The 25,825-nt window shown below is 67.3% G+C and carries 20 protein-coding genes and 1 pseudogene; 11 read left to right on the top strand and 10 right to left on the bottom strand.

What is annotated here, in order from left to right:
- The first annotated feature begins 202 nt into the window (after positions 1 to 202).
- The gene (locus tag CFB45_RS02315; protein ID WP_089424378.1) at positions 203 to 994 is read left to right on the top strand and encodes a DODA-type extradiol aromatic ring-opening family dioxygenase; all 792 of its coding nucleotides are present in this window, start codon (positions 203 to 205) and stop codon (positions 992 to 994) included.
- 112 nt (positions 995 to 1,106) lie between these two features.
- Here the strand turns inward: CFB45_RS02315 and CFB45_RS02310 are convergent, their stop codons facing one another.
- Positions 1,107 to 2,705 carry an APC family permease gene (locus tag CFB45_RS02310; protein WP_089424377.1) on the bottom strand — a complete coding sequence of 533 codons (1,599 nt, stop codon included), beginning with the start codon at positions 2,703 to 2,705 and terminating at the stop codon, positions 1,107 to 1,109.
- A gap of 420 nt (positions 2,706 to 3,125) precedes the next feature.
- Here CFB45_RS02310 and CFB45_RS02300 point away from each other — a divergent pair, with 420 nt between their 5' ends.
- Entirely contained in the window at positions 3,126 to 3,329 is a 204-nt protein-coding gene (locus tag CFB45_RS02300) for a cold-shock protein (RefSeq protein ID WP_006477070.1), read from the top strand.
- A gap of 99 nt (positions 3,330 to 3,428) precedes the next feature.
- Here the strand turns inward: CFB45_RS02300 and CFB45_RS02295 are convergent, their stop codons facing one another.
- From CFB45_RS02295 to CFB45_RS02285, 3 genes are all read right to left on the bottom strand, one after another.
- Positions 3,429 to 4,679, bottom strand: coding sequence for an Hsp70 family protein (locus CFB45_RS02295; protein WP_089424376.1), 1,251 nt, complete (start codon positions 4,677 to 4,679; stop codon positions 3,429 to 3,431).
- 188 nt (positions 4,680 to 4,867) lie between these two features.
- Positions 4,868 to 5,473, bottom strand: a complete 606-nt coding sequence (locus CFB45_RS02290) for a nitroreductase family protein (RefSeq protein ID WP_089424375.1) — start codon at positions 5,471 to 5,473, stop codon at positions 4,868 to 4,870.
- A 165-nt stretch (positions 5,474 to 5,638) separates the two neighbouring features.
- The gene (locus CFB45_RS02285) at positions 5,639 to 6,922 is read right to left on the bottom strand and encodes an MFS transporter (RefSeq protein WP_089424374.1); all 1,284 of its coding nucleotides are present in this window, start codon (positions 6,920 to 6,922) and stop codon (positions 5,639 to 5,641) included.
- 219 nt (positions 6,923 to 7,141) lie between these two features.
- On the opposite strand from CFB45_RS02285, the gene CFB45_RS02280 reads away from it, so the two are divergent.
- Complete coding sequence (locus tag CFB45_RS02280) at positions 7,142 to 7,762, top strand: TetR/AcrR family transcriptional regulator (RefSeq protein WP_089424373.1); 621 nt, start codon at positions 7,142 to 7,144, stop codon at positions 7,760 to 7,762.
- Positions 7,763 to 7,817: 55 nt separating this feature from the next.
- Positions 7,818 to 8,390, top strand: coding sequence for a DUF1415 domain-containing protein (locus tag CFB45_RS02275; protein WP_041492730.1), 573 nt, complete (start codon positions 7,818 to 7,820; stop codon positions 8,388 to 8,390).
- A 97-nt stretch (positions 8,391 to 8,487) separates the two neighbouring features.
- Here the strand turns inward: CFB45_RS02275 and CFB45_RS02270 are convergent, their stop codons facing one another.
- The 3 genes from CFB45_RS02270 to CFB45_RS02260 all read right to left on the bottom strand — a co-directional run bounded on the left by CFB45_RS02270 (position 8,488) and on the right by CFB45_RS02260 (position 11,234).
- Complete coding sequence (locus CFB45_RS02270; protein WP_089424408.1) at positions 8,488 to 9,378, bottom strand: class I SAM-dependent methyltransferase; 891 nt, start codon at positions 9,376 to 9,378, stop codon at positions 8,488 to 8,490.
- Positions 9,379 to 9,467: 89 nt separating this feature from the next.
- Positions 9,468 to 10,601, bottom strand: coding sequence for a methyltransferase (locus tag CFB45_RS02265; protein ID WP_089424372.1), 1,134 nt, complete (start codon positions 10,599 to 10,601; stop codon positions 9,468 to 9,470).
- A gap of 138 nt (positions 10,602 to 10,739) precedes the next feature.
- Positions 10,740 to 11,234 (bottom strand): LEA type 2 family protein, encoded by a 495-nt coding sequence (locus CFB45_RS02260; protein WP_089424371.1) that lies wholly within the window; start codon positions 11,232 to 11,234, stop codon positions 10,740 to 10,742.
- A gap of 643 nt (positions 11,235 to 11,877) precedes the next feature.
- Between CFB45_RS02260 and CFB45_RS02250 the strand changes: the two genes are divergently transcribed.
- Entirely contained in the window at positions 11,878 to 14,046 is a 2,169-nt protein-coding gene (locus CFB45_RS02250) for a M1 family metallopeptidase (RefSeq protein ID WP_089424370.1), read from the top strand.
- A 123-nt stretch (positions 14,047 to 14,169) separates the two neighbouring features.
- On the opposite strand, the gene CFB45_RS02245 is transcribed toward CFB45_RS02250, so the two are convergent.
- Positions 14,170 to 15,090, bottom strand: coding sequence for a LysR family transcriptional regulator (locus CFB45_RS02245; protein WP_089424369.1), 921 nt, complete (start codon positions 15,088 to 15,090; stop codon positions 14,170 to 14,172).
- Between the two features lie 162 nt (positions 15,091 to 15,252).
- On the opposite strand from CFB45_RS02245, the gene CFB45_RS02240 reads away from it, so the two are divergent.
- Both CFB45_RS02240 and CFB45_RS02235 read left to right on the top strand, forming a co-directional pair.
- Complete coding sequence (locus tag CFB45_RS02240) at positions 15,253 to 16,230, top strand: quinone oxidoreductase family protein (RefSeq protein WP_089424368.1); 978 nt, start codon at positions 15,253 to 15,255, stop codon at positions 16,228 to 16,230.
- Positions 16,231 to 16,257: 27 nt separating this feature from the next.
- Positions 16,258 to 16,404 (top strand): annotated as a pseudogene (locus CFB45_RS02235) (DUF1427 family protein); the annotation flags it as partial.
- A 35-nt stretch (positions 16,405 to 16,439) separates the two neighbouring features.
- Here CFB45_RS02235 and CFB45_RS02230 read toward each other — a convergent pair.
- A complete protein-coding gene (locus CFB45_RS02230) occupies positions 16,440 to 17,465 on the bottom strand; it encodes a transporter (protein ID WP_089424367.1) in 1,026 nt (341 codons plus the stop codon).
- A 208-nt stretch (positions 17,466 to 17,673) separates the two neighbouring features.
- Entirely contained in the window at positions 17,674 to 18,645 is a 972-nt protein-coding gene (locus tag CFB45_RS02225; protein ID WP_089424366.1) for a phage tail protein, read from the bottom strand.
- A gap of 121 nt (positions 18,646 to 18,766) precedes the next feature.
- Between CFB45_RS02225 and CFB45_RS02220 the strand changes: the two genes are divergently transcribed.
- The 4 genes from CFB45_RS02220 (at position 18,767) to CFB45_RS02205 (ending at position 25,811) form a co-directional block, all read left to right on the top strand.
- Positions 18,767 to 19,612: a M15 family metallopeptidase gene (locus CFB45_RS02220; RefSeq protein ID WP_069247001.1), complete on the top strand. Its 846-nt coding sequence runs from the start codon at positions 18,767 to 18,769 to the stop codon at positions 19,610 to 19,612.
- A 301-nt stretch (positions 19,613 to 19,913) separates the two neighbouring features.
- Positions 19,914 to 23,858 carry a type VI secretion system membrane subunit TssM gene (gene tssM, locus CFB45_RS02215; protein WP_089424365.1) on the top strand — a complete coding sequence of 1,315 codons (3,945 nt, stop codon included), beginning with the start codon at positions 19,914 to 19,916 and terminating at the stop codon, positions 23,856 to 23,858.
- A complete protein-coding gene (gene tagF / locus CFB45_RS02210; RefSeq protein ID WP_069246999.1) occupies positions 23,855 to 24,844 on the top strand; it encodes a type VI secretion system-associated protein TagF in 990 nt (329 codons plus the stop codon). Before tssM ends, tagF begins: the two co-directional genes overlap by 4 nt.
- 4 nt (positions 24,845 to 24,848) lie before the next feature.
- Complete coding sequence (locus CFB45_RS02205; protein WP_174975227.1) at positions 24,849 to 25,811, top strand: OmpA family protein; 963 nt, start codon at positions 24,849 to 24,851, stop codon at positions 25,809 to 25,811.
- The last annotated feature ends 14 nt before the right edge of the window (positions 25,812 to 25,825 follow it).

The raw sequence follows: 25,825 nt of genomic DNA, 5'->3' as shown, positions 1-25,825 counted from the left end.
CCCACGATCCGTTCGCCGCACATCTGCGCCGATTTTCACTGAAATTCACTCAATTTCGTGCATACAGCGTCCAGCTGCCGTGAAGCGCACGGCGCCGCCCGGATTATCAACAAACAAGCGTCAATCAAATTCCAAAACGCGGATTTATCAATATCCGGTGCGCGCCTATAGTCACAGGCAAATCCCTCTGCAGGCCACCACCATGAACCGCTTGCCTTCGCTCTACCTGTCCCACGGCGCCCCGACGCTGCCGATCGACCCGACGCTGCCGTCCGGCGCGTTCACGCACCTCGCCGCCGAATTGCCGCGCCCGCGCGCGGTGCTGATGCTGTCCGCGCACTGGGGCACGCAGCGCCCCGTCGCCAGCATTGCCGCGCATCCGGAAACGATCCACGATTTCTACGGCTTTCCGCAGGCGCTGTACGACGTCCGCTACCCGGCGCCCGGCGCGCCCGACGTCGCCGAACGCGCGGCCGGGCTGCTGAATGCGGCCGGCATCGAGACCGCGACGACCGAGCACGGCCTCGACCACGGCGCGTGGGTGCCGATGCTGCTGATGTTTCCGGAAGCCGACGTGCCGGTGGCGCAACTGTCGATCCAGCCGCGCGCGGATGCCGCCCACCACTTCGCGCTCGGCCGCGCGCTGCGACCGCTGCGCGACGAGGGCGTGATGGTGATCGGCTCCGGCCAGATCACGCACAACCTGCGCGCCGCCGATTTCGGTGCGGCACCGGAGGATGCGGACCCGCGCGTCGCGGAATTCACCGACTGGTTCGAGGCGAAGCTGGCCGCGCGCGACGTCGACGCGCTGCTCGACTACCGCCGGCAGGCGCCGCACGCGGCGCTGATGCATCCGACCGACGAGCATCTGCTGCCGGTGTTCACGGCACTCGGCGCGGCGGACGACGACTACCAGCTCGGCATCCAGTCGCTCGGCACGTACCAGCGCGTGCTCGCGATGACGAACTACGTGTTCGCCGGCACGACCGCCTGAGCGGTCGGGCGGCAGCCGCCGACCGCCCAACAAAAAACCCGCCCGAGCATCGCTCGGGCGGGTTTTTTTACGCTGCTTGCTGCCGCCGCCGAATCCGGCGGCAGGTCACGCGTCAGGCACCGACCCCCTCGAGGATCTCGTCGTGCGATTCACGCTCGTCGAGATACTTGGTCCGGTAGCCGGTATTCACGCCCCAGAAGTAGAACACCAGCGAGATCGCCGCGACGACCACCATGTCCCAGCCGTACGGCAGCACGCCGTGGCCGCCGAACTCCTTGCTGCCGATCAGCGACAGCACGGCCATCGTCGGCAGGTACGCGACCAGCCACCAGGCAGCCTTCAGGTCGTCGCCCCAGCCGGTCCAGCCCGACTTCGCCTGGAAGTAGAAGTACACCGGCAGCGCGACGATCATCAGCAGGATGATCTCGCCCGTCAGCGGCCACTTCGCCCAGTACAGGATCAACGACGCGCAGACGAATGCGAACGGGGCGATCAGCTTCATCAGCGGAATCGACAGCGGACGCTCGATGTCGGTCGCCGAACGGCGCAGCGCCATCAGGCTGATCGGGCCGGTCAGGTACGAAATCACCGTCGCCACCGAGATCACTGCCGCGAGCGAGCTCCAGCCGCGGAAGAAGAACAGGAAGATGAACGACACCAGCAGGTTGAACCACATCGCCTGGCGCGGCACGCCGTAGATCGGGTGCACGTTGCCGAACATCTTCGGCATCGTGTTGTTGCGCTCCATCGCGTAGATCATGCGGGTGGTCGTCGCCATGTAGGTCGTACCGGTGCCGCTCGGGCTGATGAACGCGTCGACATACAGCAGGATCGCGAGCCAGTTCAGGTTCAGCGCGATCGCGAGTTCCGCGAACGGCGACGAGAAGTTGAAGTGCGCCCAGCCCTTCGCGACGTCGGCCGGATTCACCGAGCCGATATACGCCATCTGCAGCAGCACGTAGATCACGAGCGCGAGCAGGATCGACGTGATCACCGCGAACGGCACGCTGCGCGACGGGTTGCGCGCTTCACCGGCCAGGTTCACCGGGCTCTGGAAGCCGTTGAACGCGAACACGATGCCGCTCGTCGCGACCGCGGTCAGCACCGCCGACCAGCCGTACGGCGCAAAGCTTGCATTCGATGCCGTGCCGAGGTTCTCCGAATGGAAGCTCGTCAGCATCAGGCCGAGGATCGTGAGGCCGGGGATCAGGAACTTGAAGATCGTGATCGCGGTGTTCGCCCGCGCAAAGGCCTTGACGCCCCAGTAGTTCAGCATGAAGTAGATGACGACCAGCACGGCCGACAACAGCAGGCCGAGCGTCTGTAATTCACCGTTCACGAACAGTGCGTGCGCCCACGGATACGGCCACGTGCTCATGTACTGGATCGACGCTTCAGCCTCGATCGGGATCACGGATACGATCGCGATCCAGTTCGCCCACGCACTGATGAAACCGACCAGCGAACCGTGCGAGTAGCGCGCGTAGCGCACCATGCCGCCCGACTCGGGGAACATCGCGCCCAATTCCGCGTAAGTCAGTGCAATGGCGAGAATCACGACAGCGCCGATGATCCATGCGCAGATCGCCGCCGGACCGGCAATCTTCGCGGCCTTCCAGGCGCCGAACAGCCAGCCCGAGCCGATAATCGAACCCAGCCCCGTCAGCATCAATGCAAACGGGCCGATGTTCCGTTGAATAGAACTCTTCACATCCTCTCCTGTGTCTCAAAAAGCATGGTCGGCCCGCGGTCCGGGATCGGCTCGGACAGCACCGCGCACGCAATTTTGGGGGGGCGTGTCACCCGATCGGGGCAACCCGTCCACGCGGCGCGTAGTTTAACGGTTGCACCTCAAACGTGGCGCCAAAATCGTTCGGCCCCTACAAAAAATTCGCATCGTTTGCAAGCTTTGTAAACCTGATCTCCGCAATAACCCTGAGTCCATGGAAATACGGTTGACCACGCGGTTGATAAGCCGTATAAAGGACTTCGCAGGATTTCAAGTGGCGAGTGAATTGGTTCTTTCGTAGTTCGCCCATCAACGGTACTCCGGTTGGTCCTATTACCCCTTCCTTGATTTTCCGCACCCCATGGGCCTCGGCCCCGTTTTATCTTTTTAGGAACAAGTAACATGGCAACCGGTACCGTCAAGTGGTTCAATGACGCAAAGGGCTTCGGCTTCATCACCCCGGAAGGCGGCGGCGACGATCTGTTCGCGCACTTCTCGGAAATCCGCGTCGAAGGCTTCAAGACGCTGCAAGAAAACCAGAAGGTTGAATTCGAAGTGAAGACGGGCCCGAAGGGTCTGCAAGCTGCGAACATCCGTCCGGTCTAAGCTTGGCGCGATAATTCGTGAAAAAAAGCCCCGCTTCGGCGGGGCTTTTTGTTTTTCGGCGCCGGTCGACCGGCATCGCGGCCTTTCAGCCGCCCGCATTCAACCGAACAATCGCTGCGCGTGAATGCCGAGGCCCGTCGCGACACTCGCGAGACGGTCGCCGAATACCGGTTGCGCATCCGGGAATGCACCTGCGAGCGCGCCCGACAGGAACGCGAGCCCCGTCGAGCCGCCGGTGAAATACAGGGCGCCGACATCGCGCGGCGCCACGCCCGCCAGCCGCACCGTCTCGCGCGCGGCGTCGACGATGCGTGCGGTGTCGTCGCGGCTCGCGTCGACGAGCCGGTCGGCATCGAATGCGATCTGCAGATCCTCTTCCACGTCGTTCAGGTCGATCATCGTCTCCCCGCCCGCCGCGACGCCGATCTTCGCTTCTTCCGCACGCGCCATCAGCGCATGCCCGAGCCGCTGCTCGACCACGCTCGTGAGCCGGTCGTACTGCTGCACGTCCCGGTAAAGGTGCTTCATCAGCTTCAGCTCGCCGAGCCGCTTCGGCGTGTAGACCGTGTTGATCAGGTGCCAGGTGGCGAGATCGAAGTAGATCTTGTTCGGCAGCTCGCGCCCTTCGGGGTCGAGCGAACGGTAGCCGAATGCGGGCAGGATCGCCGCCAGCTCGACACGCCGGTCGTAATCGGTGCCCGCGACGTGCACGCCGTGGTGGGCCAGCACGTCGTCCTTGCGCTCGAGCCGCGCCATCCGTTCGGGCCCGACGCGCACCAGCGAGAAGTCGGACGTGCCGCCGCCGATGTCGGCGACGAGCACGAGGCGCTCCGCCTGCTGGCGCGACTCGTAGTCGAACGCGGCCGCGATCGGTTCGTACTGGAATTGCACGTCCGCAAAGCCGACCGATCGCGCGGCGGCCTCGAGCTGGTCCTGGGCGAGGCGGTCGGCGCGCGGATCGTCGTCGACGAAGAACACCGGCCGGCCGAGCACCGCACGGCCGATCGGCGCGCCCGCGCGGGCTTCGGCCTTGCGCTTCAGGTGCGTCAGGAAGCGCGCGATGATTTCGGTGTACGCGATCGCGCTGCCGTCGCCGAGATCGGTCGTCGTTTCCGCGAGCGGCGAGCCGAGGATGCTCTTCATCGAGCGCATCAGCCGGCCGTCGAAACCGTCGATATAGGAAGCCAGCGCCGCACGGCCGTATTCGACCGTCTCTTCGTCGTTGTTGAAGAAGATCGCGGTGGGCAGCGTCAGGTGGTCGCCCTCGACGGGCGCGAGGCGCATGCCGTCGCCGTCGGGCAGCGCCACGGCGGAATTGGACGTGCCGAAATCGATCGCGCAGTAAGTCATGGGAAATTGCCGCAGCAGGGCCGGCGCGAAAACGGAAAGGACGGGCTTTTTAACATGAAGCCCGCGGGATCACAACCGGGGCCGGCCACCAGTCCCGCGCAACGGGCCCGGGAGGCGGCGGCGCGCAACCTGGCGCGCCGGAGAGCGATGCGGGCGGGATGCGCGACGCAGCCCGTCCGCCACGCAGGTCAGGCTACCGCGTCGAAACCCTTCTTCCACGCGCCCGCATAGACGACCTCGCCGATCGCATGGCGCGTGCGCGGCGCCTTCTCGCGGTCGCGCAGCACCGGATCGAGCTTGTCGACGTTGCCGTAGTGACCGAGCGAGATGATCGACGGAATCGCGACGTCGGCCGGAATCGCGAACGCATCGCGGAACGCCTTCGCGTCGAAGCCGCTCATCTGGTGGGCGGCCAGGCCCAGTGCGTGCGCCTGCAGCACCAGCGACATCGCGGCGGCACCCGCATCGTACAGCGCGGTGGGGGCCGCCTCACCCTTCGGCGTGAGCGTGTGCGCGGTCACCGCGATCAGCACGGGCGCCGGCGCATTCCAGCCCTGGTTGAACGGCACCAGCGTCGCGAACGCACGCTTGAATGCGTCTTCGTCCTGCGTGCGGTCGAATACGATGAAGCGCCACGGCTGCGCGTTATAGGCGGACGGCGCCCAGCGAGCGGCTTCGAGCACCGCGTGCAGATCGCCGGCGCTGACGGCTTCATCCGAATACGCGCGCGGGCTCCAGCGGCCCGCGATCAGGTCGTGAATCGAAACAGTGGTGGGAGCAGGTTTGACGGACATGCGGTTCCTCGCTGACATCGATGAAGGGGCGCGAACGCCCTGGCGAACCGCAAGCATACCCGCTTGAGCCGATGCGCGCCCGATCCTCCCGCGCTATGCAAATCGCCGTGCGTGCATTGCCCGGCCATCCGTCGCGCGGGCGGCCGGGCCATCGGATTGCCGCGCTCAGGCCGCCTGCGCGGCTGCCCGCGACGGGCCGCGGTTGATCCGCAGCACGATCAGCGCGCCGACGATGCACAGCCCGCCCGAGATCATCGACGCGATCGTGTAGGTGCCGAGGCTCGCGCGCAGCAGCCCCGCGCCGAGCGCCGCGAACGCCGCGCCGAGCTGGTGGCCGGCGACGATCCAGCCGAACACGACCGGCGCCGCGGCCTTGCCGAACACGTCGGTCGCGAGACGCACGGTCGGCGGCACGGTCGCGATCCAGTCGAGCCCGTAGAACATCGCGAACAGCGGCAGCCCGAAGAAATCGACCCCGAACGCGTGCGGCAGGTAGATCAGCGACAGCCCGCGCAGCCCGTAGTACCAGAACAGCAGCACGCGGTTGTCGTAGCGGTCGGACAGCCAGCCCGACAGCGTCGTGCCGAACAGGTCGAACACGCCCATCGCCGCAAGCAGCGACGCGCCCTGCACTTCCGTCATCCCGTAGTCGCTGCACATCGCGATCAGGTGCGTGCCGACATAACCGTTGGTGCTGGCGCCGCAGATGAAGAAGCTGAAGAACAGCAGCCAGAAATCGCGCGAACGGCTCGCGGTCAGCAGCGTGCGGAACGCGACCGTGAGCGGGTTCTCCTTCGTCGCCTCGGGCGCGGCCGGCGCATCGGCCGGTTCGCCGTACGGGCGCAGCTGAACGTCGGCCGGCCGTTCGGGCAACAGGAATGCAACCAGCGGAATCACGATCGCGGCCGCGACCGCGACGACCAGCACGACCGGCCGCCAGCCATGGCGCTGCGCGATCGCCGCGAGCATCGGCAGGAACACGAGCTGGCCGGTGGCCGTGCTTGCGGTCAGGATCCCCATCACGAGGCCGCGCCGCGCATGGAACCAGCGCGTGACGAAGGTCGCGGACAGCGTCAGCGCGACAACGCCCGTCGAGCAGCCGACCATCAGGCCCCAGATCACGACCATCTGCCAGCTCTGCGTCATCATCGACGACAGCGCGACGCCCGCGCTCATCGTCACGAGCGCGGTGAGAATGGTCGGACGCAGCCCGAAGCGCTGCATCGCGGCAGCCGCGAACGGGCCCGTCAGTCCGTACAGCGCGATATTCACCGAGATCGCCAGCGAAATCGCCGCGCGGCTCCAGCCGAGCTCGCGCTCGAGCGGCACCATCAGCACGCTCGGCGTCGCGCGCGTGCCGGCCGCCGCCAGCAGGATCAGGAATACCACCGCCGCCGCGAGCCATCCGTAGTGGAAGCGCCCGCCGATTCGTGTCACCGCCCAGTTCATCTTCGCGTTCTCCAGTTGGCGGCTCCGGTGCCTCCGCACCCGCGCCGCTCGCCCTGCCAGGCCTCCTCCGCCGCACGCTGCATCGGCTGACCCGGGCCGACGCTTGGCATTTGTCTGTCGATCCGGTCGGCTTTGTTACCGACCGGTCACAAGTGTGTTGCGATCGTAGTGACCAATCGGTAACATGTCAAGCAATCCAATATGCAGTCGAGGGTCATCATGTCGGGCATCGAGATCGCCAAACCGCTGCCGCGCCGCACGCGCCGCCCGATCGACGGCGCCACCGCGCAGGAGCACCTGCTGCGCGCCGCCGAGGAGCTGTTTTACAAGGAAGGCGTTCGGACGGTGGGCGTCGAGGCGGTGGTGGAGCGCGCGGGCGTCAACAAGATGAGCCTGTATCGCCAGTTCTCGTCGAAGGACGAGCTGATCCTCGCGTACCTGGAGCGGATGGATGCGTGCTTCTTCGACCGCTTCAACACGAGCGTCGCGAAGCACCCGGGCCAGCCGAAAGCGCAGCTGATCCAGTATTTCGTCGATCTCGCCGAGCGCGCGACGCAGCAGGATTACCGCGGCTGCCCGTTCGTCAACGTCGCCGCCGAATTCCCGGATGCGTCGCACCCGGCGCGCGAGCGCGTCGCGCAGAACAAGGAACAACTGATGAAGCGGCTCGTCGCGCTGTGCGAAGACGCCGGCGCGCGGCAGCCGCAGGCGCTCGCCGACTCGCTCGCGCTGGTGATCGAAGGCATCTACGCGGCAAGCCAGACCTACCGGCACGGCGAAACGCCGATCGGCGTCGCGCCCGCGCTCGTCACGCAGTTGATCGAAGCCGCCTGCGCGTGACGGCACGCCCGCTACAATGCGGCCCTTGCCGCCCTTCCGCCCGACTGGTTTCACGATGACCGACACCCGCCCCGAATCGCACGACGACATCCTCGCCGCCACGCGGCACTGGCTCGCGCGCGCGGTGATCGGGCTCAATCTGTGCCCGTTCGCGAAAAGCGTCTATGTGAAGGAACAGGTGCGCTACGCGATCAGCGAAGCGACGACGCTGGAAGACGCGCTCGCCGAACTCGAAACGGAACTGCGCGCGCTCGACGCGGCGGACCCGCAGCAGGTCGACACGACGCTCGTGATCTTCCCGCATGCGTTCGCCGATTTCATCGACTACAACGATGCGCTGTTCTTTGCCGACCGGCTGGTGCGGCAACTGCGGCTCGACGGCGTGCTGCAGATCGCGAGCTTCCATCCGGACTACCGGTTCGAGGGCAGCGAGCCCGACGACATCGAGAACTACACGAACCGCGCGCCGTACCCGATCCTGCACCTGCTGCGCGAGGACAGCATCGCACGCGCGGTCGACGCGTTCCCGGACGCGTCCGCGATCTACGAAAAGAATCAGGAAACGCTGCGGCGCCTCGGCCATGACGGCTGGCGCGAATGGATGCGCCGGCCGGGCGACGACGTCTGACACGGCGTGTAACGTGCGACGTGCAACGGACGGCGTGTAACGTGCGACGGGCGGCGTACAACGTGCGCCGCACGCGACGCGCCCGCCTACGCGCAGATCAGCCGGCGGCCGGTTCGACGACCTCGCCGCCCGCGGCCGCAGCCTCCGGCACGAAGAAGCGTGCGTTCAGCTCGGCCAGCCCGAACATCCCGAGGATCTCGTTCAGCCGCTCGCCGGGCCGCCGGCGCGGCAGGTTCTTGTACTGCGCGATGATCAGCTCGTTCTTCATCGAATGCTCCCAGCCGACCAGCTCGGTCACGCTGACCTGGTAGCCGTGCGCTTCGAGCTGCAGGCAGCGCAGCACGTTGGTGATCTGGCTGCCGAATTCGCGCGTATGCAGCGGATGCCGCCACACTTCCGTCAGCGCGTTCGCGAGCGACTTGCCCTTGTTCTTGCGCAGCACGCCCGCGACTTCCGCCTGGCAGCACGGCACCAGCACGATGTGCTGCGCGCGCTTCGCGAGCGCGAAACGGATCGCGTCGTCGGTCGCCGTGTCGCACGCGTGCAGCGCGGTGACGACGTCGACCGTTTCAGGCAGTTTCGGCGACGTGATCGAATCGGCGACCGACAGGTTCAGGAACGACATGCCGCCGAACCCGAGCCGCGCGGCAAGCTCGGCCGAGCGCGTGACGAGTTCCTCGCGGGTCTCGATCCCGTACACGTGCGACGCGAACGCCGGCGTGCCGTGCCCCGGCTGCTGCTTGAAGAACAGGTCGTACAGGATGAAACCGAGATACGACTTGCCGGCGCCGTGGTCGACGAGCGTCACGCTGCCACGCTCGGCCTGCACGCCGGCGAGCAGCGGCTCGATGAACTGGAACAGGTGATAGACCTGCTTCAGCTTGCGACGGCTGTCCTGGTTCAGCTTCCCGTCGCGGGTGAGGATGTGCAGTTCCTTCAGCAGTTCGACGGACTGCTCCGGGCGGATTTCGTGGGTCTTGTTCGACATCGTGATGCGGCGCCGGGCCACGGTCGGTCGACCACGGCCCGGCGGCGGGAATTCGTGAGGAATGGCGACAGTTTACCGAAAATGCGCGGTCAGGCTCGTGCACCGAGCCGCCAGAGCGACGTGACCTCGGCCTGGCGTGCCGCGTGCAGCGGATCGTCGGCGTCCATCGCCTTCGGGTGCGCGGGACGGATGTCGTCGCGGCCAAGCACGACGAGGCCGGCTTCGTCGATCCATTGCAGCAGCGTGTCGCGCGGCCGCAGGCCGAGATGCTCGGCGAAATCGGACAGGATCAGCCAGCCTTCGCCGCCCGGCTCGAGGTGCGCGGCGAGCCCCGCGAGGAAACCGCGCAGCATGCGGCTGTCCGGATCGTAGACCGCGTATTCGATCGGCGCGCTCGGCCGGGCCGGCACCCACGGCGGGTTGCAGACCACGAGCGGCGCACGGCCGGCCGGGAACAGGTCCGCCTCGACGACTTCGACGCGATCCGCGTGGCCCAGCCGTTCGACGTTCTCGCGCGCACAGGCGAGCGCGCGCGGATCCTGGTCGGTCGCGACGACACGCTCGACGCCGCGCGACGCCAGCACGGCCGCCAGCACGCCGGTGCCGGTGCCGATGTCGAACGCGAGCGACGTCGCCGGCAGCGGCGCGCCCGCGACGAGTTCGACGTATTCGCCGCGCACCGGCGAGAACACGCCGTAGTGCGGATGGATCGGCGCGCCGCCGAGCGCCGGGATCGGCACCCCTTTCTTGCGCCATTCGTGCGCACCGACGAGGCCGAGCAGTTCGCGCAGCGACACGACCGACGGCGCGCCGCCGGGCCCGTACGCCTCTTCGCATGCGGCACGCACGTCGGGCGCGCGGCGCAGCGGAATCGTGTAGTCGGCCTCGAGCGGGATCAGCAGCATGCCGAGCGTGCGGGCGCGCTGCGACTGCGCGAGACGATGCAGGTTGAACGCGTCGACGCCGGCCGCGGCTTTCGCCTTCTTCGGCTTGCGCTCGACACGGCGCGCCATCGCCTGCACGAGCTGGCGCGCATTCTGGAAATCGCCCTGCCAGACGAGCGCGGTGCCCTCGCAGGCGAGACGGTAGGCCGCGTCGGCGGTGAGGCGGTCGTCGGCAGGCACCGCGCGCTTCGGCGGTTGCACACCGGCTTCGGAGCGCCAGCGCACGGCATGATCGGCGCCGTCGGCGTCGGTCCAGTGGAAAACAGGGAAATCGGTCACGCGAACTCGGTTACGGTTGGCTTCAACGGGCAGCGCGACGGTATGGCGGGCGCCGCGCGGCTCACACCATACCGCGCTTTGCCCGCGCGGCAAAGCGCGGGGGCCGGCCCGCGCCGCGCGCCGCCGTGCTCGCCGGGTTCAGCCGCCCCACCCCGGCATCGCGGGCAGGCGCAAAGTGCCCGCATCGTTGAAGTGCACGGTGCCGAGCACGCCGCCCGCGAGCCGGCCGCGCAGCGCATACGGCAGCGCGCCGTTCGCGGCCGCGCCGGGCAGGTTCCACGCCTGCCGCGCGGCGGCGAAGGCCGACACGGAAACCGGCACGTCGAGCACGGCCTCGCCGAAGCGCGGCACGGTGCCCGAGCGATCGCTGACGCCGCTCGCGAACGGCGTGCCGTTCAGGTCGAGTGCGACCGAGATGCCGTCGTAGTCGATCGGCGCGTCGTTCGGGTTCTGCACGCGCAGCTTCAGGCTGAAACGCATCTCGAGGCCCTGCCCGACGAGCGGGTCGAGCCCGGCGACCGTCACGCGCACCGGGTCGCGCGTCAGCCCCGCGCAGCCGCCGAGCAGGAGCACGGCGGCGAACAGCAGCAGCACGGCGCGCAGCGGCGCGATACGGAACAAGGTGCGTGGCATGGGAGAACCTCCTCGCGGCAATCGGTGAGCGGATCGTCGCTGCATTGTACCGAGCCCCCCCCGGTACGCCGGGTTTCGTAGTTTTCGCAGCCACGCGAGATCGTTAATAGATTAAAACTACGAAAACAAATGCCAAACGGAAAGCGCATTAATGCTCCCCAGCATTCAATGAAGCACGACGAATTCAATAGATGCAATTTCTAAATTTTTCGTTTCCTTTACCTAAAACCATCAAGTATATTTACGCATCCTTCGAGCAAGCCGACAAACCTTGAAGCCGCATGACGGTGATTTTACGGAACGGCGACACGCCTTCCTGCCATCCTGCGACGAGGCCCGGCCAGCCCCGTAGGTCGTCTGTTCAAAGGGGAAAGCACGCCCGCCCAGGGCGTGCGGCTCCGTGTCGTGCGCGCGAAATCAATTCAGTACAACACGCGCCCGGCCATTTTGAACCGGCAAGTTAACCGACATCCGGAAATCCAGAGGGGGCAGTAAACCATGATTACCTTCACGTAGTCGGCCGCCGTCTTTTCGAATAATCCGTCATTGGCATTTTCATCGCTGTTGATTAACGGCGAGGGGATTGTTTTTGCCGGCGTTTTCGCAGCACTGAACGATTCTTTCAACAATCGAGGTTTCAGTCATGTCGATCAACATTCGCAAGATGCGTTATCTGCCGATCGTCGCCGCGCTCGCGCTAGCCGGGTGCGGCGGCGACGACGGCGGCGTGGGCTCGGCGTCCGCGCTCAGCTCCGCCGGCGCGCCGCACTCGGGCTCGTCGCCCACCGTCACCGCGCCGCCGAGCGCATCCAACGTCGACAAGAGCGTCTCGCCTGTCGAGTTGCCGGACACCGTGGTACCCGTGAACTACCGGCTGTGGTTCCGCCCGAACGACGCGCTGAACGCGTTCGACGGCCGTGCCGACGTCGAGATCAAGGTGCTGAAGCCGGTCAACAACATCGTGATCGCCGGCCACCGGATCAAGTTCACGAACGGCCGCATCACGCTGCAGCCGGGCAACATCCAGCTGATCGCGACGCCGCAGGACAAGGGCGACTTCTACCAGCTGCGCCCCGTGAGCGGCACGATCTCGCCGGGCAACTATTCGCTGCACATGGAATGGTCGGGCATCATCAACTTCAAGTCGTATGACGATCCGGTCAACCACACCGGCGGCAGCTGCGGCAACGATCCGTACCCGGGCTGCTCGGCCGCGGAAGGCGTCTTCCGCGTCGACCTGAAGGGCACCGACGGCAAGACGAGCGGCGCGATCCTAACGCAAGGCGAAACCAACCTGTCGCGCCAGTGGTTCCCGGGCTGGGACGAGCCGGCGTTCCGCCCGACCTATGAAGTGACGGCCGAAGTGCCGCAAAGCTGGCGGGTCGTGTCGAACGCGGCCGAGAAGCCGTCGACCAACGTCGGCGGCGGCTACAAGCTCGTGCAGTTCGAGAAGACCCCGCCGATGCCGTCGTACCTGCTGTTCTTCGGCGGTGGCCTGTTCGACACCTACGAGGACGACTTCACGAGCCCGCTGCCGGGCGGCAAGGGCGGCCTGCACCTGCGCGTGTTCACGCCGCCGGGCATGAGCGACTGGGCGAAGCCGGCGATGGACCGCACCAAGCAGGCGCTCGACTTCTACTACCGCTACACGGGCATCGCGCTGCCGCTCACGAAGTTCGACACGGTGGCCGCGAACGACGCGTTCAAGGAGCAGAAGGACCTGAACTTCGGCGGGATGGAGAACTGGGGATCGATCCTCGAGTTCGCCGACGACATCCTGCCGCAGCCGGGCCAGCCGATGTCGCACTACGGCAACGAGGTGCTGACGCACGAAGTCGCGCACCAGTGGTTCGGCGATCTGGTCACGGCCGACTGGTGGGACAACGTGTGGCTCAACGAGTCGTTCGCGACGTTCTTCGAGACGAAGACGACGATCCAGTTCTTCCCCGACGAGTTCAGCTGGCTCGACCAGGTGAAGAACAAGTACCGCGTGATCAATCGTGACATCGGCCCGAACGCGTTCCCGGTCGCACCGAACTTCAACGGCTGGGCGTCGAACGACTTCGTGCTGAGCGCCAGCGCGTTCACGTACGACAAGGGCGGCCACGTGCTGAAGACGCTCGAGAACTATCTCGGCGAACAGACGCTGCGCAAGGGTCTGCAGCAGTACCTGGTCGACTACTCGTTCGGCAACGGTACGCCGAAGCGTCTGTGGGATGCGCTGTCGAAGGAAAGCGGCCAGGCGATCGGCGCGATCGGCGACAGCTACGTCCGCCAGACCGGCGTGCCGCTGATCTCGCTCGACACGCAGTGCGACCTGACGAAGAACCAGACGGTCATCACGCTGAAACAGCAGCCGTTCCCGAACAAGAACGCGTATCCGGGCCTGCAATGGACGGTGCCGATCACGCTCGCGTACGGCCAGGGTCTCGCGAAACGCACGACGCTCGCGCTGAAGGACACGCAGACGCAAACGCGCGTCGACGGCTGCTCGGGCGTGGTCGCCGACCCGAGCGGGCTCGACTACTACGTCGTGAACTACAGCGACGCGGCCTGGAGCGGGCTGCTCACGCAGGTCAACGGCTCGACCGATCCGGTCCTGCTCGCGAACCTGAAGAGCGAGGCCGCACTGCTCGTCGCGAACAACCTCGCGCCGGCCTCGCGCTCGACGTCGATCGGCTCGGTCGCTTCGCCGGCCGCGATGAAGCTGCGTCAGACGCCGACCTTCGGCGGCCTCGAGCCGGTGACGAAGGAACGCCCGGCACTGCACTACCAGGGCATCTTCAAGCCGCGCAAGGTAGTGACGCAGTAACGGTGCGCCTCCGGCCGGCGCCGCGCAGCCTGCGGCTGCCGGCCGGCGTACCGGTTTCTCCGACCTTTGACGGGCCTCGCATGCGAGGCCCTTTTTTCTTTCGGCACGGGAACCCGCCCGCCGTCATGCCCACGCGGCATCCCATGCCGGCTGCGCGAACCACGTCGCGAGAAACGCGACGAGCCGCGACGCGCGCGCGGTGCCGCGCGCCTGCTGGCGCAACACGTGGATCGTCGCCGGCTCCGGCGCCGCCGCGAACTGCGGCAGCACCGCGCGCAAGCGCCCGTCGCGCAGCGCGTCGCCCGCGAGCCAGGTCGGCAGGTGCGCGAGACCGAGCCCGTCGATCGCGGCTTCGAGCAACGCTTCCGAATGATTGCTGCGAAACCGCGGCTGCGCCGGCACGTGACGGCGCTCGCCGAAGCGCCATGCGCCCGGCGGCGGCGCACCGTGCCAGGCGAGGCAGTCGTGGCCGGCGAGCGCGTCGGGCGACTCGGGCTCGCCGCGCCGCGCGAGATACGCCGCGCTCGCGCACAGCACGCGCCGCTGCGGCGCCAGCACGGTCGCGACGAAGCGCGTGTCCTCGAGCGGGCCGATGCGCACGGCGAGATCGACGTCGGAGCCGAGCCGCGCGCCTTGCAGGTCGACCATGCTGTCGGTCAGCACCAGGTCGACCTGCAGCGCCGGATGACGCTGCATGAAGGCAGCCAGCGCGGCCATCAGATGCCGGCGGCCGAACGGCGCCGGACAGTCGACGCGCAGCAGCCCGCTCGGCTCGTCGTGCTGGCTGTGCAAGTCTTCCTGCAGGCCGCGCAGCTCGGCCAGCATCCGCGTCGCGCGCCCGTACAGCAACTGCCCGGCCTCGGTCGGCCGCAACGCATGCGTGGTGCGATGCAGGAGACGGATGCCGAGCTGCGTCTCGAGCCGGTCGATGCGCCGCGTGACCGACGACGCGGCGACACCCAGCCGGCGCGCGGCCGCCGAGAAGCTCTGCTGGTCGACCACGTCGACGAACAGCGCCAGATGCGGGGAAAGAAAGTCGTCCATTCGGTGCCTTCGAAATTGGCTATGCGTTTAACGCAAAGCAATCATCCGCCTTTGCGCGTTTCCGCGTCAAACCGGGCCGACTAGACTGCATGCACCCTTTCCACTCGCTGCACGCACCGCCCCCATTGGGCCGCGCGACAGCCATCCGCCACGGAGATCATCATGCGCAGCATCCGCTTCGACGCCCCCGCCGCCGACATCGAGTCGCTCGACGCGCGCGTCAGGGAAATCGACCCGCCCGTCCCGGCCGACGGCCAGATGCTGATCGAGGTGCGCGCGGCCGGCGTGAACCCGAGCGACGTGAAAGCCGCGCTCGGCCGCATGCCGCACGCGGTATGGCCGCGCACGCCCGGGCGCGACTGGGCCGGCATCGTGCGCAGCGGCCCGGACGGTTGGATCGGCGCGCCGGTGTGGGGCTCGGGCGGCGATCTCGGCGTGCATCGCGACGGCTCGCATGCAGAATGGCTCGTGCTCGACGCGGCCCTGGTGCGCCGCAAGCCCGCCGTGCTGACGCTCGACGAAGCGGCCGGCGTCGGCGTGCCGTTCGTCACCGCGTACGAAGGCTTGCGCCGCGCCGGCATGCCGACGGCCGGCGAAGTCGTGCTCGTGTTCGGTGCGAACGGGAAGGTCGGCCAGGCGGCGATCCAGCTCGCGAGCGCGCACGGTGCGACCGTGATCGGCGTCGAGCGCAGCGCCGGCGGCTATCGCGGCCACGCATCGGGCGACGTGCACATGATCGACGCGTCAAAAGAACCGGTGGCCGACGCGGTGCGCGCGGCAACCGGCGGCCACGGCGCGGACATCGTCTACAACACGGTCGGCAGCCCGTACTTCGAAGCGGCGAACGCGTCGATGGCGATCGGTGCGCGGCAGATCTTCATCTCGACGATCGACCGCAGCGTGCCGTTCGACATCTTCACGTTCTATCGCGGCCAGCACACGTTCGTGGGCGTGGATTCGCTGCAGCTCGGCGGCGCCACGGTCGCGCAGATCCTCGACACGCTCGCGCCCGGCTTCGGCAACGGCACGCTGCGCCCATTCCCGATCGGCGACGACTACGTGTACCCGCTCGAGCGCGCACACGACGCGTATCGCGCCGTGCTGGCCGGTGCGCGCGAGCGCGTCATCCTCAAGCCCTGACGCCGGACCACACGGGAGACTGCCATGATGGATTACGTGACTTCGCTCGCGGTGGGCCTCGGCGTCGGCGTGGTGTACGCACTGCTGCACGTGCGCTCGCCCGCCCCGCCGCTCGTCGCGCTCGTGGGCCTGCTCGGGATGGTGATCGGCGAACGCGCGATCGCGCTGCTGCGCTGACGTGTCGATGCGTCGATACGGCGCCGATGGTGCTAGCGGTCGTCGCGCCGACGGAACGCCCACCACGCGGCGAGCGCCGTGAAACCCGCGACGAGCAGCACCATCAGCCAGAAGCCGTGCTTGTTCTCCGAGAACGGCACGCCGCCGACGTTCATCCCGAAGAAGCCGGCGACGATGTTGATCGGCAGCGCGATCACGGTCACGAGCGTCAGCGTGAACAGCGTCCGGTTGTTCTGCTCGTCGAGACGCGAACCGATCTCTTCCTGCAACAGCTTGATCCGCTCGTTGAGCCCGGCCAGATCGGCGAGCACCAGCGAGAACTCTTCGGTGGATTCGCGCAGCTCCTGCACGTCTTCGAGATGCAGCCACGCGGGCGGCTTCGCGAGCAGCCGGAAGATCGACCCGGGCTCGGGCGCGAGCATGCGCTGCAGGCGCGTCAGCGTGCGGCGCATCGCGCCGAGCTCGATGCGGCTCGACGTGAGCCGCTGCGACAGGAAGCGATCCTCGATGCGGTCGACGTCGACGCTCGTGCGCCGCATGATCTGGATCAGCAGGTCGGCCTGGTCGCGCAGCAGGTGCACGAGCAGTTCCGCGGGCGACCTGAACTGCTCGCCGTCGCGCACGCACGCGCGCAGCGTGTCGACCGAGCGCAGCGGCTTGAGCCGCGCGGTGACCATGATGCGCCGCTCGACGTGGACGAACAGCGTCGCGATCTCCGACGGCGTCAGTTCGAGGTTGAACATCACGTCGTTGACGATCGCGCGCAACGCGCCGTCCTCCTGCTCGATGCGCGTCGAGCGCGAGCCTTCGTGGAGGAATTCGAAGAAGCTGTCGGGCAGCTCGAGATGCGTGCGCATCCAGCGCTCGCTCGCGCCGTGCGCGAGATTGAAGTGCAGCCAGACGAAATCGTCCGACGCGGCATCGTGCGCGCGGCACGTGCGCAGCCACGCGGCAGCCGCGTCCGCATCGAGCGTCGCGCCGGAGCCGCCGGGAACGAAGCGGAATCCGCACACCATGCCGGACGTATCGGCGCCGTAAGTCTGTACGATCAGGTCCATCGTGTCGAAGGTCGTGCTGCACACGGCGCGCTGCGCAAAACGGGTCGCGCACCCGCGCCGGAAATGGAAAGGAGACGTATGCCCGACGGGCATGACGCGCCGGTGACAGCGTCACGCCGCATCATACCGTCCGGTTCCGCGGCCCCCAAAAGCAACGCGCCGCCCAACGGGCGGCGCAGGTGCGGCGGGTCGACACGCGCAGGACGCGTTACTGCCGCGTCTCCGACTGCGCGGCGCTCGGGCACGCGGGATCCTTGCCCCAGTGACCATCGCAGACGCGCCAGCGGCACAGTTGATCCTCGAAGAAACCGCGCTCCGAACACTCCTTCACGCGCGACGCCAGCGAGCCGGTCGTCGCGGCCGTCTTGGTCGGCACGGCCTGCGCCTTCTGCGCGGCGAGCTTCTTGTCGGCCGGCTTCGTGCGCGCGACGAGCGCCGCGAGCAGGTCCGCATCCGGATCGTCCTTGCCGCCCGCCTTCGCGGTACGGGCCGGCGTCGCGTCGCGATGCTTCTTCGCCTGCGCGAGCTCGGCCTGCTGTTCCTTGTGACGCTTGCGGGCCTCGGCTTTCGTGTCGGCCTTCGTATCGGTCTTGCCGTGCGCGGCGATCTTCGCGCTCTTCGCGGCGTCGCCCTTCGCGGCGTCGGCCTTCGCGGTTTTGGTCGTCGCGGCAGCAGCGGCGGCGGCCGCACCGGCCGTGGCCGCACCCGATGCGTCGTCGGCGCCATTGGCGAGCGCTCGCGACAGGCGGCTGTTGTCCGCGGCGGACGCGGACGATGCGGATGCAACGGTTCGGGAAGCTGCGTCGTCGTTGACGATCGTGGCCGGTTGCACGGCGGATGCGGCGGACGCGGCATTCTGCGCGACCTGCACGGCGGCATCGCTGGCCGCTGCGGCCTTCGCCGGCGCGGCGGCTGCCGGCGCAGCCTCGGCCGTGACGGCGGGGGCCTGCTCGCCCGCATGCTGCATGCGCCATGCGCCCCAGCCGCCGACGGCGACCACCAGGGCCACGACGGCGGCGATCGGCGCCTTCAGCGAACGGCGCGGCGCCTCGGCCGGCGGCGTGACACGTCCTTCCAGATTCGCGAGAATGCGCGACTGCTGAGCTCCGTCGCCTGCCGGTTTGGTATCGGACAGCAGGCTGGGCGGAGATTTCGAATTTGAATTTTCCGGCGCACTCATTCAGCGTCTCATTGAATCCTGGTTTAATTCACCGCGATAATATAGCCCGGCCTCTCGAAGCAGCCTGATTCTAAGAGCAAGCATTGCAAAACACAATCAATTCCAATTTCCGGGGATTTCTTTGATTGCCGTCGCACTCGTCGCCTATTTCGCCCTTGCCGTAGCGGTTGCGGCACTGTTGCTTTTACCGGGTATCCGCGCGACCGTATTCGAATCCGTCGCCCAGTTTCACGGCCGTCTAACGCGCCGCGCGAACGATCGCGCCTCGCGTACGCGAAGTCAGATTGTTAAATCGGCAAGCGCTACGCGCGGCGCTTTAAACGACGTGCAAAATTTACTGGTTCGCCGGCGCTTGATGATTATGGTATCGGCAGGTATTCTTGCGACGCCGCCATTGGTCGCCATTGCGTTACGCGGCCGGCAATTGTTCCAGTACGACGACACGGCGCGCGTGCCCGACGAGAAGATCGCCGCGCTGCTGCAGGGCGAACAACTCGTGCCGCCCCCGCCGCTGCCGCCGGAAGTCTTCGCCACCAAGGAAGTCGAACAGGTACGCCCGGCGCTGAAGGATGCGAGCCGCGACTGGAACCTGCTGGATCCGGATTTCCGTACGCGTTTGCTGCTGGTCTACAAGATCATGCACGAACAATATGGTTATGAAATGGCGTTGCTGGAAGGTTATCGGAGCCCGGAACGGCAGAACCGGCTGGCGCAGATGGGCACCAACGTGACCAACGCGGCCGCCTTCCAGAGTTATCACCAATTCGGGCTGGCGGCCGACAACGCATTCCTGCGCGACGGCAAGCTGGTCATCTCCGAGAAAGATCCGTGGGCGATGCGCGGCTACCAGTTGTATGGCCAGGTCGCCGAACAGGTTGGCCTGACCTGGGGGGGCCGCTGGAAAATGATGGATCTCGGGCACGTGGAATACCATAAACCCGGTTTTAAACTGGGACGCGGCAGCTAGCCAGGGCTGCCGGACAGGAAATAATGAGGGCGGCATGGGGCTTTTTAATATCCCGGCAGGAAACGATATGGGCGGCGCAAAAAATCATGCATTCCGGTGCGCGATTTTTTCCGGCCGCCGCTTCCGTTTTAAATCTCACAGCGTCCTTTCGTTAATGCGCGCGCCTTCTCCGATGCCGCGGGCGCATTGATGCCAGCCCCCTTCATCCCGTTTGACAGCATGGCGACACATCGCGGCGCCACCCTTGCCGCTCGGCGCGCCTGCGTCGCCTCATCGAATCGCACCGGAACCTGAACGTCCTATGCAACGCATCCTCAACGTGCTGACTCATCCGCGTACGCTCTCGATCGTCGGGATCGTCGCGCTAGCGGCCATCCTCTTCATCGTCGCCGACATGCTGCAGCTGCCGCTCCTGTGGGCGGCGATCGCCTTCGCGGCGATCCTCGCGCTGTGGCTCGTCGTCGCGCTGTGGCGCCGCTGGCGCGTGAAGCGCGCGAACCAGCAGCTCGGCCAGGTGCTGGAAGAGCAGGCGGAAACCGGCAAGATCGCCGCGCCCGCCGCCGCCGCGCTCGCCCCCGACGCGAAGACGGCCGACCTCGACGTGCTGCGCACGCGCCTGTCGGATGCGGTGAAGACGATCAAGACGTCGAAGATCGGCCAGGTGTCGGGCGGCTCCGCGCTGTACGAACTGCCGTGGTACATCGTGATCGGCAACCCGGCCGCGGGCAAGAGCAGCGCCGTGCTCAATTCCGGCCTGCAGTTCCCGTTCGCGGACAAGAACAGCGCCGTGATCCACGGCATCGGCGGTACGCGTAACTGCGACTGGTTCTTCACGACCGAGGGGATCCTGCTCGATACGGCCGGCCGCTATTCGGTGCACGAAGAAGACCGCAGCGAGTGGCTCGGCTTCCTCGGCCTGCTCAAGCGCTACCGCCCGAAGGCGCCGATCAACGGCATCATCGTCACCGCGAGCATCGCCGAACTCACCGGCAACCGCCCCGAATTCGCGATCAACCTCGCGAAAAACCTCCGCCAGCGCGTTCAGGAGCTGACGGAGAAGCTCGAAGTGTTCGCGCCGGTCTACGTGATGTTCACGAAGGCCGACCTGATCACCGGCTTCACCGAATTCTTCAGCAGCAGCGACAAGCACGAGTACGACCGCGTGTGGGGCGCCACCCTGCCCTACGAACCCGACGACAAGCGAGACGTCGTCGCGCAGTTCGACACGCACTTCGAGGAACTCTACGAAGGGCTGAAGGAGATCAGCGTCGCGCAGCTGTCGCTGTCGCGCGGCAACCAGCTGTCGCCGGGCCAGTTGAGCTTCCCGCTCGAATTCTCGACGATCAAGCCGTCGCTGCGCGCGTTCCTCGCGACGCTGTTCGAGAACAACCCGTTCCAGTACAAGCCGATCTTCCGCGGCTTCTACTTCACCAGCGCGCTGCAGGAAGGCGAAACCAACAGCGCGGCCGCGCAGCGCATCGCGCATCGCTTCGGCCTCGACGGCGCCGCGCTGCCGAAGCCGCACAGCGCGTTCTCGAAGAACGGCTTCTTCCTGCGCGACCTGTTCTCGAAGGTGATCTTCGCGGACCGCCAGACGGTGCGGCAGTTCGCGAGCCCGACCAAGACGCGGCTGCGCTACGCGACCTTCTTCGGCTTCGTCGCGGCGCTCGCGCTCGCGCTCGGCGGCTGGACCTGGTCGACGATCGGCAACCAGCAGCTCGTCGCGAACGTGCAGGCCGACCTCGACAACGTCACGCGCCTGCAGCAGGGCCGCAACGACCTGCAGTCGCGCCTGCAGGCGATGGACATCCTCGAGGACCGGATCGAGCAGCTCGAGCAGTTCCGCCGCGACAAGCCGATTTCGGTGTCGCTCGGCCTGTACCAGGGCGACCGTCTCGAGCAGCACCTGCTGACCGAGTACTACAACGGCGTGCGCCAGATCCTGCTGGCCCCGGTGTCGCAGAACCTCGCGTCGTTCATGAAGGACGTGAACGCGCACCCCGAACAGCTCGTGCCGATGACGCGCCCGCCCGAATCGGGCGCCGTGCAGGGCGGCACGATGCCGGTCTCGACGAACGCGGCGGGCGCCGCGCCGCAGGCCGGTGCCGCACTGGCCGCGTCCGGCGCCGCGCCGGCCGCAGCGCAGCAGCCGGCCGCACCGCAGGGCGGCCTCTACAGCGACGCGTCGCCGACCAACGTGCAGGATGCGTACAACGCGCTCAAGACGTACCTGATGCTGTCCGACAAGCGCCACGTCGAGCAGGCGCACCTGACCGACCAGCTCGCCCGCTTCTGGCGCGGCTGGCTCGAGACGAATCGCGGCAACATGCCGCGTGACGAGATGATCAAGAGCGCGGAGCGCATGATCTCGTTCTACCTCGCCCGCGTGAACGACAACGACTGGCCAATGATCGACGCGAACCTCGCGCTCGTCGACCAGACCCGCGAGAACCTGCGCCACGTCGTGCGCGGGATGCCGGCCCGCCAGCGCGTCTATGAGGAAATCAAGGCACGCGCGTCGACCCGCTTCGCGCCGATGACCATCGCGCGCATCGTCGGCGACGGTAACCAGGGGCTCGTGGCCGGCAGCTACGCGATTCCGGGCACGTTCACGCGCGAAGCGTGGTTCGACTACGTGCAGCCGGCGATCCGCGACGCGGCGACCAAGGAACTGCAGGCGAAGGACTGGGTGCTGAACACGTCGACGCAGGACGACCTGACGCTCGAGGGCAGCCCCGAGCAGATCCAGAAGACGCTGGTCGGCATGTACAAGACCGAGTACGCGCAGCACTGGCAGAAGTTCATGCAGGGCATCGCGGTGCAGGGCTTCAGCAGCTTCGGCCAGGCCGTCGACGGGATGAACCGCCTCGGCGACCCGCAGGATTCGCCGATCCGCAAGATCCTCGAGACCGCGTACGACCAGACCTCGTGGGACAACCCGTCGCTCGCGAACGTGACGATCAAGAAGGCGCAGACGGGCGTCGTGAACTGGGTCAAGCAACTGTTCTCGCGCTCGCCGGCCGGCCAGGTGGCGGCCGCCAACATCGACATCAACGGCAATCCGGCCGAGGTGCCGATGGGTCCGATCGGCCAGGAGTTCATCGGGCTCGCGCGGATCGTCGCGTTGCATGACGGCACGTCGATGCTCAAGGGCTACATGGAATCGCTGTCGAAGGTCCGCACGCGCTTCAACGTGATCAAGAACCAGGGCGACCCGGGCCCGGGCGCACGCCAGCTGATGCAGCAGACGCTCGACGGCAACGGGTCGGAACTCGCCGATTCGCTGAAGCTCGTCGACGAGCAGATGCTGACGGGCCTCACCGATTCGCAACGCAAGTCGCTGCGTCCGCTGCTGGTGCGGCCGCTGATGCAGGCTTTCGCGGTCGTGATCCAGCCGGCCAGCGCCGAAGTCAACAAGGTGTGGAACGCGCAGGTCTACCAGCCGTTCCAGAACTCGCTCGCGACGAAGTACCCGTTCGCGGCGAGCGCGAAGGTCGAGGCCGGCGCCGGTGAAATCGCGCAGGTGTTCGGTCCGGACGGCTCGATCGCGAAGTTCGTCGGCACGACGCTCGGGCCGCTCGCGGTACGCCGCGGCGACACCCTCGCCGCCCGCACGTGGGGCGACATGGGCATCGGCCTCACGCCGGACTTCACGAACGGCTTCGCACGCTGGGTCGCGCCGCTCGCCGGCGGTGCGGCAGGCAGCGCCGCCGCGTCGTCCGAGCCGCAGACCGTGTTCCAGATCCTGCCGCAGCCGAGCACGGGCACGACGGAATACACGATCGCGATCGACGGCCAGCAGCTGCGCTACCGCAACACGCCGCCGCAGTGGACCAACTTCGTGTGGCCAAACCCGCAGGGCTCGCCGGGCGCGACGCTGTCCGCGACGACCTTCGACGGCCGCACGGTGCAGCTCGTCAACGAGCCGGGCCGCTACGGTCTCGAGAAGCTGATCAACTCGGCGCAACGCAAGCGCCGCCCGGACGGCACCTTCGACCTGACGTGGGCGCAGGGCAGCGTGAACGTGTCGGTGACGATGCGCATCATCAGCACGTCGCAACCGTCCGGCGGTGGCGGTGACCAGCCGCAGCAGCAGAGCCTGCGCGGCCTGCAGCTGCCGTCGTCGGTCGCCGACGCGAGCGCGGGCGCCGCGCAGAACGCAACCCAGACCGCCGGCACGGGCACGCCGGCCGCAGCGCCGGCCGTCGCGGCCGCCAACGCAACGCATGCCCAGGGGGCGCAATGACGCAAACCGTACAGGCGCAGATCGCCTACTTCGGCAAGATTCCGTCGCGCGGCGACTTCGTGAAGAGCCCGCACAACCCGCAGTTGCTGCAGACGCTCGACCGCTGGATCGCGCAGGCGCTCGAACTGCTCGCGGAAGATCCGCGCTGGAAGCTCGTCTACGAGGATGCGAAGCCGATGCATTTCGCGTTCCTCGGCTCGCGCAGCAAGCTCGCAATCGCGGGCCACATGGTCGCGAGCCACGACGTGTCGATGCGCCGCTTCCCGTTCCTCGGTGCGACCGCGCTCGAGGTCGACCGGCCGCTCGCGTTCCTCGCGCGCAGCCCGCTCGCGTTCGCGCGGCTGTGGTCGCGCGTCGCCACGCAGATCCCGCCGCTGCTCGGCAAGGACGAGCCGCCCGGCGCGCTGCAGGCGCTCGGCGACACGCAGGTGCCGATCGACATCGGCGGCCCCGGCACGTCGCATGACGGCACCTTCAACGATTTCGTCGAGCACCAGACGCTGCACGGCCTCCAGGAAATGCTGCTGGAAAGCGGTCATCCGGTGCGGCTGCGCGGCGCGATGCTCGCGCTCGGCTCGCTGCTGCGGCCGGTGATGCAGAGCGGCTCGTCGCACATCGAGCGCGGCCTCACGCTGCCGCTGCCGGTCGATCCGTTCTACCGCAGCCTCGTCGCCGCGTTCTGGCTCGAACTGATCGCGCCGTTCGTCGCGCAGGCCGACTTCGAGCTCGCGATCTTCATCGGCACGATCGCCGAGCGCGAACGGCTCATCATCGGCTTCAACGGCGCGTCGGCGAAGACGCTGCTGAGCGTCGTCGACCCGCAGACCTACGCCGCCCACAACATCGACATCGACGATCCCGAGTGGATCGACGCCCATGCGCAAAACGATCACCAGATCAGCAAGCTCGTCAGCTACCTCGACCAACCGCAACTCTCGCTGCGTGTCGCCATCGACGCGTTCCGCGAAGCGTTCATCGGAGGCTGACGGGATGCATCGCACGATTCAAGCCCGGCGCGCACGCTTTTCGGCCGCGCGCTCGCCCGCCGTCGCCGCCCTCCTCGCTGCCGGGCTCTTCGCCGGCGGCGCGGCCTTCGCGCAGAACACCGGCGCGACCGTCACGCCGGTCGGCAACGGCACGGTCGCGACCACCGCGCTGTCCGCGAACCCCGGCGCCGCGCCGGGGACGGCTTCCGGCGCCGTCGTGCACGGCACGGCCGGCACCGCGAACACCCTCACGCCGCCGCCCGCGACCGCGACGCCCGGCCAGGTGGTCGTCGGCGGCAAGGTGCCCGACGAGGCGACCAAGGCCGCCGTGCTGCAGAAGCTGCGCGATACCTACGGTGCAACGAACGTCGTCGACCAGATCGAGGTGGGCGACGTCGCGACGCCGCCGAACTGGAGCGCGAACGTGCAGAAGCTGCTCGGCACGCAGCTCAAGCAGATCAGCAAGGGGCAGCTGAAAATCAACGGCACGCAGATCGAGATGAAGGGCGAGGTGCACAACGAGGCACAACGCCAGCAACTCGCGAGCGACATGGCGAACACGCTGAACCCGACGTATACGATCAAGAACGGGCTGCGCGTGTCGGCGTCCGAACAGGGCGTGCTCGACCAGACGCTCGCGAACCGGACGATCGAGTTCGAGACGGGCAGCGCGACGCTCACGCCGCAGGGCAAGCTGATCCTCGACCAGATGGCGGCCGCACTCGCGAAGATGCAGAACCGCACGGTCGACATCATCGGCCACACCGACAACTCGGGGAACCGCACGTCGAACATCGCGCTGAGCCAGGCGCGCGCGGATTCGGTGAAGGGCTACCTGATCACGAAGAGCATTCCGCCGCAGCAGATGACGACGACGGGTGTCGGGCCGGATCAGCCGATCGCGCCGAACGATACGGCGGATGGGCGGGCACGGAATCGACGGATCGAGTTCCGGGTGGGGCAGTAAATTTGCGGAGGGCG

This window comes from Burkholderia sp. HI2500 (assembly GCF_002223055.1).
GTDB lineage: Bacteria > Pseudomonadota > Gammaproteobacteria > Burkholderiales > Burkholderiaceae > Burkholderia.
The sequence above is the reverse complement of the archived record's forward strand: the minus strand, read 5'-3'. Positions and strand labels throughout refer to the sequence as shown.